Origin of the sequence: Thermodesulfovibrio sp. Kuro-1 (genome assembly GCF_006538445.1) — a bacterium.
In the GTDB taxonomy this organism is placed as follows: domain Bacteria; phylum Nitrospirota; class Thermodesulfovibrionia; order Thermodesulfovibrionales; family Thermodesulfovibrionaceae; genus Thermodesulfovibrio; species Thermodesulfovibrio yellowstonii.
Window position 1 is genome coordinate 77963 of sequence record NZ_BJKS01000005.1, and the last position, 12262, is coordinate 90224.

Here is a 12262-nt window from a genome sequence, read left to right on the forward strand (position 1 = left end):
TTATAATTTCAAACTGGACATGGAAAAAGAAATATTTTTATTCTTTCATAAAACTCTATCAAACAATTTTTTAGATATTTTAATGGTCTTTTTTACCCAGAGAGGCTGGATACTTTGGTTGCCAGTGTTTCTTTACATGATATTCAAATATCTTAAAACAAAAAATTACAGATACATAGCATATTTTATTTTGGCAATCATATTAGGAATATTTCTTTCAGACTGGCTTTCTTTGGAGATTAAAAATCTTATTCAGAGAGTTCGTCCATGCTGGACAGAATATTTTAGAGGAATTGTTGGATGTACACATTCTTACAGCTTCCCATCAAATCATGCAACAAATGCTCTGACTTTTTCCACAATTTTGATATTATTTTTGAAAAATAATTCTGTTAACACAAAATTGAGAAAAATTTTCTATTTTTATATCCTCTTAATTGCTTTCTTTATATGTATATCAAGGCTTTATTTAGGTGTTCACTGGCTTACAGATGTTCTGGGTAGTATAATATTAGGAATTTTATTTGGATTTCTTGTTTTTCATGCAATCATATGGGTTAATTCATTAAAAAGAGTTTTCTACTTTAGCCTATTCATTATAAGTCTTTTTAGGATTTATTTTATTCTTCACGGACCTGTTGATATATCTCCAGATGAAGCCCATTACTGGGAATGGTCAAGAAAGCTTGATTTAAGTTATTACTCAAAAGGTCCGATGATTGCTTATTTAATTGCTTTTTCTACATGGATTTTTGGCGATAATCCATTCGGAGTTAGAATTTTAGCACCGGTGTGCTCATTTTTAAGCAGCTTTTTTGTTTATAAAATCGGGAAAAAACTTTTTGATGAAAAAACCGGATATATTAGCGGAATTTTATTCCAATTAATTCCTTTATTTTCAACATTTGGTATCATCTTTACCATTGACAGCCCCTTTATTTTATTCTGGATTGTTTCAATTTATCTTTTTTTGATTGCTCTTGAAGGGAGAAAAAACTACTGGTTACTTCTTGGAGTATTCATAGGTTTTGGGCTTCTTACCAAGTATACAATGGCTTTTTTCTATTTGTGTATATTTGTTTATTTATTAAAAAAAGATGAAAACAGAATAAGTCATTTTAAAAATCCCATGCTTTATTTGTGTATAGTTATTTCTTTTATTGTTTTTTCTCCTGTTATCATCTGGAACTTTCAGCATGACTGGGTAACACTGAAGCATACTGCAGGACAGGCGCACATATATGAGGGGTTGAAGGTTTCATTGAAATATTTTGCTGAATTTATTGGCAGTCAACTTTTAGTAGTTACTCCTTTGGTTTTTATCTTAGGAGTCTATCTTCTCCTTAAGCCTTCATCCTTAAACCTTCAGCCTAATCATAGATGGCTTCTAATTTCCCTTTCAATGCCTGTTTTTGCCTTTTTTCTAATAAAAAGCATACAGGGTAAAGTTCAGGCAAACTGGGCAATGCCAGCCTACATTCCTTTTTTGATTATTCTTGCTCATGCTTTAATTCAGAGGGTTTATAAAAAACTTATAATATCAGCAATCCTGATAGCCTTTATTTTTTCATTTATTAACTATGCTTTGCCATATCTAAATCTACCAGAAAAATTTGACCCTTCAGCAAGACTTAAAGGATGGAAGGAACTTGGGGAAAAAGTCTCTGAAATAAAAAAGGAATTTGAAAAAAAAGGAAAAGTGGTGATTTTTTCAGATAGGTATCAGATTTCAAGTGAACTTGCTTTTTATACAAAAGGCAAACCAGTTGTTTACTGTATAAATCTCGGAAGAAGAATGAATCAATATGACCTGTGGCAGTCAATAAATAATGAACTCAATGACTTATCAGTTGTTCACGGAATCTATGTTGTTTATGGCACAAAAAATGAACCTGAACCCGAAGTCTCTTCTGCTTTTGATGGATGTACATCCGAGAATTTCACAGTTTTTAAAAAAGGTGTTAAAATTAGAGATTACACAATTTTTAAGTGTTATAATTTCAAAGGTATGAATTTAAAAAAACCAGAGAATTATTGAGGGAGAAAAAAATGGATTTGTCTATTGTAATACCACTTTACAATGAAGAAGAAAATATTGAGGAACTTCATAAGAAATTATCAGAGACATTAAGCCAACTATTGATTTCATATGAAATAATCTATGTTGATGATGGAAGCAGAGATAATACTCTTAGACTTCTTGAGGAAATTCAAAAAAAGGATCCCCATGTAGTCGTGCTTAGTTTCAGAAGGAATTTTGGACAAACAGCAGCCTTTGCAGCAGGTTTTGATTTTGCCAGAGGGGATGTTGTAATTACAATGGATGGAGACCTTCAGAATGACCCTGCTGATATTCCAAAGCTTATGGAAGCTATAAAAGACGCAGACATTGTTAGTGGCTGGAGAAAAAAAAGAAAAGATCCATTCTTATCTCGTAGACTACCATCAATAGTGGCGAATTGGCTTATCGGAAAAGTCACAGGTGTAAGAATTCATGACTATGGATGTTCTCTAAAGGCATATAAAAGAGAGGTTGTTAAAAATTTGAAACTTTATGGTGAGATGCACAGATTTATTCCTGCCCTTGCAAGCTGGTATGGAGTAAAGATAAAAGAGATAGAAGTAACTCACCATCCAAGATATAAAGGAAAGTCAAAATACGGAATAGGAAGGACAATTAAAGTTCTTCTTGACCTTGTTACTGTAAAATTTTTGCATAGTTTCTCAACAAAGCCAATACAGTTTTTTGGACCGATTGGTGTTTTATTTATGATTTTAGGAGTTATAATTGTAGGATATCTTGTTTTTCTTAAATTATTCAAGGGAATATCCATAGGTGGAAGACCTTTGCTTCTTGGAGGATTTTTCTCTGTCCTGATAGGCTTAAACTTTATTGGTATGGGACTTCTTGGAGAGATGATTGTAAGAGTTTACCATGAAACCCAGAAAAAGCCCATATATATTCTGAAGAAAATTTTAGGACCTGGAGATTGAAGCAATATATAAAATTTTGCATTCGCTTTACAGTAACTGTTTTATTAGTCTTATATCTTCTTAAAAAAATTGATTTTTCTAATGTTTTAAGCTCTTTTGTTTTAATAAATCCTTTTGCTTTTTTCTTTGCCTCTTTTCTATACATTATTTCTTCATACATATCTACATTGAGATGGAAAATTTTTCTTCCTTATCAAGAATTGAGTATTTCAAAACTTTTTTCTCTTTATCTAATAGGCGCATTTTTTAATAATGTTTTACCTGGAATCATAGGAGGAGATATAGTAAAAATTTTTATGATTAAAGAAAAAACAGGGACCAAACAAGCATTGGCATCAGTATTTATGGAAAGATATATAGGACTTTCTGCTTTATTATTCATAGGCTTTATATTTTTTTGTGTATTTTATACAAAGCTTCCACAACAAATGCTTATATGGACTGTTCCTGTAAGTTTTGTAGGATTTATTGGAGGAAGTATTTTCTTTTTATTGCTTGGAAAAACTAAATTTTTTAAAGGATTGAAAGATTATGTTTTAAGTTTTAGCAAAAAACAGATTATTAAGGCATTTATCTTGTCTATTTTTGTTCAATTTATTGTAATTATTTCGGTTTATATAATTTTTATTGGGCTTCACCAATCAATATCTTTTTTTGAATTAGCTATTTTTATGCCAATTATAATACTAATTTCAATGCTTCCAATATCAGTATCAGGAGTTGGAGTAAGAGAATGGTGCTTTATCTTATTTTTTGGTAATTCTTTAGGATATGCTAATGTTGTAGCAGTGTCTTTTTTATGGTTTATTTCTCAGGTTTTTGCTTCTCTTATTGGTGGAATTGAGTATTTAAGGTTTAAGAATTTTTTGAATATAAAGAAGGAATAAAAATCTTTTTAAATCTCTAAGATTATTCGGGAATGGGTCAGTTTTAAGCTTTTCTATAATTTCTGGTTGTGCAAGTCTATCTTCAATATTCAGATTATATTTTTTCACTATCTCATTTGCAATATAAAAAACATCTTCTCTTCTTTCTCTTAATGGAAGTATTCTGAAAAAAACAGGATTAAGCAGTTTAAGTAAATTACCTGAAAATTCTCCTTTTGCAACCTTAATTCTTATATCTTCTTTGCCTACAAGAATAAATTTTATATCAGGAAATTCAACTGGAGTTATATCCCCTACTCTATAAAATTTTCCGTTCTGAATTGCTTTTTGAAATTTATCTTGAAAATCTCCAGGCATTGCATCAAACTCTTTTATTACAAGAGTTCCTCCTTCTGCATGTTTTAAAACTCCTTTTTTACCTTTTTTGCCAAAATATCCTTCTTTTATTCCAAAAAACTCTTCTTCAAGAGTTTCCTCTTCTATATCACAAAAAATCATTACAAAAGGTTTTTCTCTACGAGGATTATCATCTGCAGTATAAAGTGCTGCAGCAAGAAGTCTTTTGCCAACTGCTCTTTCACCATAAATAAAAATGTTTCTATCTTTTGCATTTTCTTCAAATAAATTTTTAAGCATATTTGCAAAAATAGGATTTTTTGTTTCAAATCTGAACTTTCTTAGTTGATAAACTTTCTCAGTTGAAAGCTGAATTTCTTCAAGGATATTAAACTCCTGAGCAATTGAGATAAATCTATCCATTGCATTTTGAAGAATTTCTAATGAATCAGACTCTTTTACTCTGAAGTATCTTTTTGCAAGTTCAAGAAAAAGTTCGCGATTATCAACAACAGATGGAAACATCAAAGCCTGTGCACCATAAGAAGCAAGGTCTGAAAGCAATGCCATATCATAAAAACTCTGCAAAGTAGATCCCCTTTGTGGAACAGATGTTTTTATCTCCTTTTGCCCATCTTTTGGAAACATCCTGTTTAGAATATTCACAACTTCCTTAAAAGGAGGACAGATTATATTTCTTTTAAGAGTATCAATATGATTTGTGCCAAAAACTGATTCTTCAAGAAAGACTCTGTCTTCAAGAGGAAGTTTAACGAGAAAATGAATTATATTTCTGTATTTAGGAAAATCATTCATCATAAAAAGTAAACCAAGGCATGGTAGCAAGCCTACAAAAAATGCTTCATCTCTATGAATATGAGAAAATTTCTCTGCAATAAGAGAACAAATTTCAGCACTTAAAATGCCATATACCCATATATGTAAATCTTCAACTTCAAGGAAAAGATCTCTTTCAATAATTATCTGTTCAATTTTTTTTGTTCCAATATAGTTAACCATTTGAGAGAAGTTTGTTATTTCTGTTTTGCTACAGGGTTTATTAACTTCCTGAAAAATAAGATAGGCAATTATAGGGTCATACTTTATCAAGAAAGAGATTTTATCTGAATCCTCTACTAAAACTTCTCTTAATTTAGAAATTGTATGTCTGAATACAGGAAAACTCATCACATTTATTATAATAAAAAGGGAAACAAAATTAAAGGGAAAAAATGTATAAAGAAAAAGATTTTGACATAATTGTTGTTGGAGCTGGACATGCAGGATGTGAAGCTGCTTTAGCTACAGCAAAGATGGGACTACAAACAGCCCTTTTTACAATATATCTTGAAACAATAGCACAACTTAGTTGTAACCCTGCAATCGGAGGTCTTGCTAAAGGACATCTTGTAAGGGAAATTGATGCTCTGGGTGGTATTATGGCAAAGGTAACTGATATGGCAGGTATACAATTCAGAATGCTTAATCGTTCAAAAGGTCCTGCTGTTTGGTCTTTACGTGCTCAGGCTGACAGAATCCTTTACAATGTTTATATGCGTAAAATTCTTGAATCAACGGAAAATCTTGCTATAAAACAAGCAATGGTTGAGGAGATAGTGGTTGAAAATGGTAAAGTTAAAGGAATTATAACTTCTCTTGGTGTTTTTTACGGTGCAAAAGCTGTTATAATTACACCTGGAACATTTTTAAATGGACTTATCCACATAGGTCTTGATTCTTTTGAAGCAGGCAGAGCAGGAGAATTTCCATCAAAAAAGCTTTCAGAATCAATCAAAAAACTCGGATTAAAGATGGGAAGACTTAAAACAGGCACCCCTCCAAGAATTGATGCAAAAACAATAGATTTTTCAAAAACAGAAGAACAAGGCGGTGATGACCCTCCTATACCATTTTCCTATTCCACCAAGAAAATTAATAATCCTCAGGTACCGTGCTATATAACATATACAAATGAAAAAACCCATGAGATAATTCTTAATAATCTTGACCGTTCCCCCCTGTATAGCGGAAAGATAAAGGGAATAGGTCCCCGTTACTGTCCTTCAATTGAAGACAAAGTTGTAAAATTCAGAGATAAATCAAGACATCAGATATTTCTTGAACCTGAAGGATTGAGTAGAAAAGAATATTACGCAAACGGAATTCCCACATCTTTGCCCTATGATGTACAGGTTGCTTTTGTAAGAACAATCCCTGGGCTTGAAGATGCTGAAATAATGAGGCCGGGATATGCAATTGAGTATGATTTTGTATACCCTACACAGATAAGGCATACTCTTGAAGTGAAAGGAATTGAAGGATTATATCTTGCAGGTCAAATTAATGGAACAAGTGGATATGAAGAAGCTGCTGCACAGGGATTGATGGCTGGGATTAATGCAGCACTTAAGATAAAAAAACAACCACCTCTTATTCTGGGCAGAGATGAAGCATATATTGGAGTATTAATTGATGACCTCGTAACAAAAGGAACACAAGAGCCTTACAGGATGTTTACTTCAAGGTCTGAATTCAGACTGCTACTTAGACATGACAATGCTGATTTAAGACTAAGAGATTATGGATATAAAATTGGCCTTGTTGATGAAGAAACCTATGAAGAATTCAACAAGAAAAAGGAATTGCTCCAAAGAGAAATCAAAAGGCTCAAAACTACCACAATTAAACCTTCAGAAGAACTTAATAAAGCACTCATAGAAGCTCAAACAACTCCAGTTGAAGAAGCCACGTTTCTTGATAAGCTTCTTAAAAGACCTGAGCTTAACTATGATTTTATAAAAAAATTCGCACCTTCTGAGGTGACTTTAACAAAAGAGCTTGAAGAGCTTGTTGAGATTCATATTAAATACGAGGGATATATTGCAAAACAGATGGAGCTTGTTGAAAGAATGAAACAATTTGAAGAAAAACTTATTCCTGAAAATTTTGATTTTAATATCCCTGGACTTTCAAGGGAGGTAATACAAAAACTCACAGAAGTAGCACCAAGAACAATCGGTCAGGCAATGAGAATTCCCGGAGTAACTCCTGCAGCCATATCCATTCTTATGGTGGCTGTCCAGAAAAAAACAACTGTTAAGAAGTAATAATGTGAAAGAGTTGAAAGACTTTTTCAAAAAATGTTTCAGCAGTAATCTTATAAACTCGTTAAAATTGCCAGATGATGATAAACAGATTGAAGTCCTGGCAGATAAATTCCTCTTTTATCTATCAGAACTCAAAAAATGGAACAAAGCCTACAATCTCACATCCATAGAAGATGAAAAAGAGATAATCGTGAAGCATTTCATTGATTCGCTTTTATATTTATGTTTCATCTCTGAAAATCCTCTAAGCATTGCAGACATCGGCACAGGTGCGGGTTTCCCAGGAATTCCAATAGCTATTGTAAGACCTCGTGCAAAAATAACATTGATTGAACCTTCCTGGAAAAAAAACGCTTTTTTAAAAAATATAAAAAGAAAACTTGAACTTGAAAATATTGAAATTATCAAGGCAAAAGCAGAAGAGATTCATAATAAGTTTGATATTGTAATATCCAGAGCATTGTGGAGTATAAAGGATTTTATTAAACATTGTAACCATTTACTCAAAAAGGAAGGATATTTTCTAATAAGTAAATCATTAAAAATTGATGAGGAAATTCAAAATTTACCTGAGAGATATAACATAGAAATAAGAGAGTTTGAACTTCCAGATATTAACTCTTCGCAAATAGGAGGTAAAAGATATATAATCAAAATTGAAAAATGCGAATCTTAGGGATTGATACATCAACAAAATATGCTGGTATAGCAGTGCTGGAAGATGGAATACTGCTTGCACAATCTACAATGCAGTTTATGGCTTCCCATTCTGAGAAACTTCTTCCTGAAATTGCCCATATTCTTGAAATAATGAAAATTCCTCTTGAAACAATTGATTATTATGCAATTACTGTAGGACCAGGGTCTTTTACAGGTTTGAGGGTTGGTATAAGCACAGCAAAAGGGCTCTCTTTCGTAACTAAAAAAAAGGTAATTCCTGTATCAACACTGGAAGTGATTGCATGGGAATTTCCTTACTGCAAATATCAGATATGTCCGATATTTGATGCAAGAAAAAAAGAGGTCTTCACAGCTTTGTTCAAATGGGAAAATAATAAAATTCTAAGACTTAAGGAAGATTCGGTTTTAGGAATTAATGCTCTGGTAGACTGGATTAAAGAAAAAACAATATTTGCTGGAAGTGGGGCAGATTTTTATAAAGAAAAATTGATTGAAAAACTTGGTAGTAAGGCTATATTTCCACCATTAATATATTCAGTGCCACATCCTGGAATTGTGGCATACATAGGGCTACAAAGAATTAATGAAGCAACTAATGGAAAAGACTTAAAACCTGAGTATCTCAGAAAATCAGAAGCTGAAATAAAAATAACACTTTCAACTTCGTCTCAGGATAAAGTTTAGCATTTTGGATGAATATAAAAATAAGAAACTTAAAAGAACAAGACCTTTCACGTGTTTTAGAAATTGCAAGCCAGAGTTTTTCTATACCATGGTCATTAAAATCATTTAAAAATGAGCTTTTAAATCCTCATTCTATACTCAAGGTCGCAGAATTTAATGGAGAAATTGTTGGTTATATTGTTCTCAGGAAAATATTAGATGAAGCAGAATTGTTATCAATTGCTGTAAAGCCTGAATTAAGAAGAAAAGGGATTGCTACTGAACTTATAAAAAATGTATTGAATGAAGTAAAAGACTCTGTAAAAACTTGTTTTCTTGAAGTGAGAGTATCAAATAATGAAGCAATCAGTTTTTATGAAAAAATTGGCTTTAAAAAAGCAGGATTACGTAAAAAATACTATCTTTTACCTGAAGAAGACGCTATTATTATGAAGCTTGATTTATTTTAATTTATTTTGTCATTCAAAAAATCTTTTCTTAATAAAACTCTGGTTTTAAGGTTCTGTTCATTAAATCAGAAGCTGCTTGCTGAGGTGTTTTTCCTTCATATATAACCTGATATATTTCAGTTGTAATAGGCATTTCAACATCAAGTTTTTTTGAAAGTTGCATGGCAGAAAGACTCGTTTCAACACCCTCTGCAATTGAGCGCATGCTTTTTGAAATTTCATCCAGTGATTCACCCTTACCAAGTCTGTATCCTACTGTATAATTTCTTGAGAGATTTGATGTGCATGTAAGAAAAAGGTCTCCAAGTCCGCTTAATCCTGAAAAGGTTATTTCCTTTGCTCCCATCTTTTTGCCAAGTCTCATGATTTCGTGAAGTCCTCTTGTAATAAGAGCAGCTCTTGCATTATTGCCAAGCTCAAGAGCATCACAAATTCCCGCAGCAATTGCAATAACATTTTTTATAGCTCCTCCAATCTCAGCGCCAATAGGGTCATCGTGTTCATATACCCTGAAGTAAGAAGTGCTAAAAATTTCCTGTAACAATAATCTTCCTCTTTTTTCTGAACCTGAAATTGTTACAGCTGTAGGTTTTTCCTGAGCCACCTCAATAGCAAAAGTGGGACCCGAAAGAACATAAACTTTTTTGTTTATTATTTCCTCAAGAATCATAGATGGTGTTTTTAGAGTGCCTTTTTCAATACCTTTTGACGCGCTCACAACGATATTTTCATCATTTAACTTATTCTGTAAAGAAGTAAAAACAGAGCGTATATGTTGTGTCGGAACAACATTCACAATAAATCTGGCTTTTTTAATTGCTTCTAATATATCATCGGTGCTCATTAAATTATGGGGCAGTTTAATATTAGGTAAGTATATCGGATTTTCTTTTTTAGAATTTATAGCATCCGCAATCTCTTTTTCTCTTGCCCAGATTACTACATCAAATCCTTTTTTTGAAAGAAGGGAAGCAAGGGTTGTTCCCCAGCTCCCTGCTCCTATGACTGCTATATATGACATATTTTTTATTTTAATTTCCCAAACTCTTTAAGTTTGAGTTCTTTTCTTTTTATTTTACCACTTATTGTTTTCGGAAGTTCATCAACAAATTCTATTTTTCTTGGATACTTATATGGTGCTGTTTCTTTTTTTACAAATTCCTGAATATCTTTAACAAGAGGTTCAGAAGGTTCATAATCCTGTGTAAGAACAACGAATGCTTTAACTACTTCTCCTCTTACCTCATCAGGACTTGCAACAACAGCAGCTTCTTTAACTGCAGGATGCTTGATAAGAGCGCTCTCTACCTCAAATGGACCAATCCTGTATCCAGCACTTATTATGACATCATCTTCTCTTCCAACAAACCAGAAATAACCATCTTCATCTTTATAGCCACGATCCCTTGTAAAATACCAATCACCCCTAAATGCAGCAGCCATCTCTAATTTATCACCTATATATTCTTGAAAAAGTCCCACAGGTCTTTGAGGATTTATCTTAATTGCAATATTTCCTTCTGTATTTGGAGGAAGCGGATTTCCTTCATCATCTGTTATATCTATCTCATATCCAGGTGTTGGAAATCCTGTTGCTCCTGGTTTCATTGGAATAAATCTGAACATAGCAAGAGTGTTTACTGTTTCTGTCTGTCCATAACCATTGTAAATATATTCTCCTGTTGCATCTTTCCATAGATTAATTATTTCAGGATTTAAAGGTTCACCTGCTGCCACAAAGTGTCTTACTGTTTTAAATTTAAGTTCTTCCAAAGGAAGTTCTTTAACAATCATTCTATAAGCAGTAGGTGGACCGCAAATAGTGTTTATCTCATATTTCTTTAATGTTTCCACAATTAAAGAGGGTGAAAATTTTCCTTTTCTATAGTAGGTGAAAACTGTTGTCCCCATGTTCCAAGGTCCAAAAAAGCTTGACCATGCTGCTTTTGCCCAGCCTGTATCTGAAATATTCCAATGAATCTCTCCTGGTTTTAAGTCCAACCAGAACTTTCCAGTAATTATGTGAGCAAGAGGGTAACTGACCTGAGTATGAAGAACCATTTTGGGAAGTCCTGTTGTTCCTGATGTAAAAAATATAAATGCTGGGTCATTAGAGAATGTCTTCTCACCTAAAAATGCTTCATTTTTAAGAAGTTCCTCATATTTATGCCATCCCTGCTGATTATCTATATTTATCAAAATCACGTCTTTCCCGTGTTTATTAACAGCTTCTTCTATTTTTGATGCATTCTCACTATCCGAAATAACAGCTTTAATGTTTGCTGCTTTCAATCTGTATTCAATATCCTTGGCTGTAAGAAGAGTTGTTCCAGGAATAGCAACTGCGTTGATTCTCATAACTGCAAGAACAATTACCCACCATTCAGGCTTGTTTGGAAGCAGTATTAAAACTGTATCACCTTTATTTATACCAAGTTTTTTAAACCCTCCAGCAAGTTTGCTTGAAAGACGGGTTAAATCACTAAAACTAAACTTCTTCAATTCGTTACCATCTGTCCAGATTAGTGCTATTTTGTCATTCCATCTGTCAAAAACATCCAAAGGAAAAGAAAACTTTTCTGGAACATCAAGTTTAAAATTTTTAACTTCTTCATAGTACTTTTTCATCATATCTTGCATAGAATCCTCCCTCAGTAATTTGCATAATCTAAAATCATAAAATAAAAAATATACATTTATCAAGGCAATTGAAAATCATGAAAATTTACATTTAAATTCTCAGATGAAGTTGCAATTACAGCAATTTTCTATAAGTAAATTAAAAAAATCTAATACATATGAGTTACAAATAAAGATAGTAAAAATCATTTAAAGTTGACTATTACCAAAAAAATATGTAGGATATTGATTAAAAAGCTATTCAGTTTCTATCTGTCATTTCGGGCAAACTCAATGGTGAGAGGAATCTCTGACTGTTCCTCTGGAGAAAAAACAGAGGAGATTCCTCACTCCGTTCAGAATGACAGATAAAGGGGGTCGGAATAAAAAAAGTGGGAGCGGGATGACAGAAAGAGGGTTCGGAATGGCAGGAAAAAAGGCTGAACATTACAGAAAGAATGCGAACAATGACAAATAAAAATAAATGAAAAACATTGAAACTTGT

At 32.6% G+C, this 12262-nt stretch carries 10 protein-coding genes; 7 read left to right on the forward strand and 3 right to left on the reverse strand.

Features of this window, described 5'->3' with window-relative positions; all coding sequences use genetic code 11:
• The first annotated feature begins 82 nt into the window (after window positions 1-82).
• The 3 genes from FLY87_RS07705 to FLY87_RS07715 are packed head-to-tail and all read left to right on the forward strand — an operon-like array spanning window position 83 to window position 3881.
• Window positions 83-2038, forward strand: coding sequence for a glycosyltransferase family 39 protein (locus FLY87_RS07705; RefSeq protein WP_181406010.1), 1956 nt, complete (start codon window positions 83-85; stop codon window positions 2036-2038).
• 11 nt (window positions 2039-2049) lie between these two features.
• Window positions 2050-2994 (forward strand): glycosyltransferase family 2 protein, encoded by a 945-nt coding sequence (locus tag FLY87_RS07710; RefSeq protein WP_012546047.1) that lies wholly within the window; start codon window positions 2050-2052, stop codon window positions 2992-2994.
• Window positions 2991-3881 (forward strand): lysylphosphatidylglycerol synthase transmembrane domain-containing protein, encoded by an 891-nt coding sequence (locus FLY87_RS07715; RefSeq protein WP_028842648.1) that lies wholly within the window; start codon window positions 2991-2993, stop codon window positions 3879-3881. The genes FLY87_RS07710 and FLY87_RS07715 overlap by 4 nt, the downstream gene beginning before the upstream one ends.
• Here FLY87_RS07715 and FLY87_RS07720 read toward each other — a convergent pair.
• The gene (locus FLY87_RS07720; RefSeq protein ID WP_141266757.1) at window positions 3843-5405 is read right to left on the reverse strand and encodes a sigma 54-interacting transcriptional regulator; all 1563 of its coding nucleotides are present in this window, start codon (window positions 5403-5405) and stop codon (window positions 3843-3845) included. The two genes, FLY87_RS07715 and FLY87_RS07720, sit on opposite strands and share 39 nt — an antisense overlap.
• Before the next feature lie 44 nt (window positions 5406-5449).
• Between FLY87_RS07720 and mnmG the strand changes: the two genes are divergently transcribed.
• From mnmG to rimI, 4 genes are read left to right on the forward strand one after another with little or no spacing between them, the layout of a single operon-like run.
• Window positions 5450-7324 (forward strand): tRNA uridine-5-carboxymethylaminomethyl(34) synthesis enzyme MnmG, encoded by a 1875-nt coding sequence (mnmG, locus tag FLY87_RS07725; RefSeq protein WP_141266759.1) that lies wholly within the window; start codon window positions 5450-5452, stop codon window positions 7322-7324.
• Between the two features lie 4 nt (window positions 7325-7328).
• A complete protein-coding gene (rsmG, locus tag FLY87_RS07730) occupies window positions 7329-8000 on the forward strand; it encodes a 16S rRNA (guanine(527)-N(7))-methyltransferase RsmG (RefSeq protein ID WP_141266761.1) in 672 nt (223 codons plus the stop codon).
• Window positions 7988-8689, forward strand: a complete 702-nt coding sequence (gene tsaB / locus FLY87_RS07735; protein WP_012546261.1) for a tRNA (adenosine(37)-N6)-threonylcarbamoyltransferase complex dimerization subunit type 1 TsaB — start codon at window positions 7988-7990, stop codon at window positions 8687-8689. Before rsmG ends, tsaB begins: the two co-directional genes overlap by 13 nt.
• A gap of 8 nt (window positions 8690-8697) precedes the next feature.
• Entirely contained in the window at window positions 8698-9138 is a 441-nt protein-coding gene (gene rimI, locus FLY87_RS07740) for a ribosomal protein S18-alanine N-acetyltransferase (RefSeq protein WP_012546589.1), read from the forward strand.
• A 28-nt stretch (window positions 9139-9166) separates the two neighbouring features.
• On the opposite strand, the gene FLY87_RS07745 is transcribed toward rimI, so the two are convergent.
• Both FLY87_RS07745 and FLY87_RS07750 read right to left on the reverse strand, forming a co-directional pair.
• On the reverse strand, window positions 9167-10159 hold the full coding sequence (locus tag FLY87_RS07745; protein WP_141266763.1) for an NAD(P)H-dependent glycerol-3-phosphate dehydrogenase: 993 nt from the start codon (window positions 10157-10159) through the stop codon (window positions 9167-9169).
• A gap of 5 nt (window positions 10160-10164) precedes the next feature.
• Entirely contained in the window at window positions 10165-11778 is a 1614-nt protein-coding gene (locus FLY87_RS07750) for an acyl--CoA ligase (protein ID WP_012545924.1), read from the reverse strand.
• Between the last annotated feature and the right edge of the window lie 484 nt (window positions 11779-12262).